Source organism: Photobacterium sanguinicancri, assembly GCF_002265265.1.
Lineage (GTDB): Bacteria > Pseudomonadota > Gammaproteobacteria > Enterobacterales > Vibrionaceae > Photobacterium > Photobacterium sanguinicancri.
In genome coordinates, this window is sequence record NZ_NOIF01000545.1 from 1 (window position 1) to 357 (window position 357).

1 protein-coding gene is annotated in these 357 nt (G+C 63.9%); it reads right to left on the bottom strand.

Going from position 1 to position 357, the window contains the following annotated elements:
• Positions 1-357 (bottom strand): RnfABCDGE type electron transport complex subunit D (locus ASV53_RS25035; protein ID WP_189337986.1); only part of this gene is annotated, 357 nt, incomplete at both ends.

Consider the following 357-nt stretch of genomic DNA (forward strand, 5'->3'; position numbering starts at 1 on the left):
TCGATCAACGGCGCACACAGGTTGCCGAACAGAATGGCCAGCATCACGCCCTCCGGAAAGGCCGGGTTGACCACCCGGATCAGCACCGTCATCACGCCAATGAGAATGCCGTTGATCATTTTGCCGGTGTTGGTCATCGCCGCGGAGACCGGGTCCGTGGCCATGAACACCAGCCCGAAGGCCAGCCCGCCCAGCGTCATGTGCCAATACCAGGGCATTGCGAACATCGGGTTGCTGTCGCTGCCGACGGCATTGAACAGCGCGCTCATGGCCACCACGCCGAGTACCACGCCCAGCATGATGCGCCAGGAAGCAATGCGGGTGATCAGCAGCACCGCGGCCCCCAGGGCGATGGCC